The following is a 763-nucleotide window of genomic DNA, read 5'->3' on the forward strand; positions in this document are numbered from 1 at the left end:
GCCAGCACCAGTTCGGCGGCGCGCTCGCAGGCCAGGCGCTTGTTGGCCGCGTGCTGGTCGCTGGCCTCGTCGAGCGAGTAGCGCTCGGCGCCCGGCAGCGTGGTTGCAAGCACATAGCCGCCCAGGGCGGAGAGGGGTGATTCGGCCGACGACAGGTCGCGGCGGATGGTCATCTCCGTCACGTCGAGCTGCTGCGCCGCCTGCTTGATCGGCAGCGGGCCGCCGGCCTCGACGAGTTCCTGCATCCTGGCCAGGCGCACGGCCCGGGCCTCGGCTCCCGCGGTTCTTCGCATGTTCGGTTTCCTCTGGTCCACGTGCCGGAGTATCGGGCATCGCATGCTGTTTCAATGTTGTTTGAAAAACATATTGCGCGATTAAATGTTGTTGTAATAACATTTGCGCCAACACGAACGACACGGCCGCGCCGCCACGCGACGCAGCCCGGAGACAAAGACATGCCCCTTGCCTGCCCGCCGCGGATGCGGCCTTCGCGCGCCACGGCGCCCGCCAACTCATGACYTCCACTTCCCTCGTTCGCCCGAGCGGCGCGGTGCGCTCGCGTCCGGCGTCGCCCGCCACTGGCGCCGCTACCGCTGCTGCCGCCGTTACGGCTGTGCCTGTGCAGGCGCACCCGACCGCCGCGCGCAACACCGCCCAGCCCTTCGACCTCGGCTGGATACACCCACAGCAAGCCCCGCCACAGCCACCCCAAACATCGCCCTCTCCAGCCACTTCCGCCTGGTCAACAACGCAATGGCAGCCA

At 68.0% G+C, this 763-nt stretch carries 1 protein-coding gene; it reads right to left on the reverse strand.

Annotated elements, in window-relative coordinates; translation table 11 throughout:
- Positions 1-293 (reverse strand): DeoR family transcriptional regulator (locus QMO14_RS33320; protein WP_301512407.1); only part of this gene is annotated, 293 nt, incomplete at its 3' end.
- Positions 294-763: the final 470 nt, after the last annotated feature.

This window comes from Variovorax sp. CAN15 (assembly GCF_030462475.1).
GTDB lineage: Bacteria > Pseudomonadota > Gammaproteobacteria > Burkholderiales > Burkholderiaceae_C > Variovorax.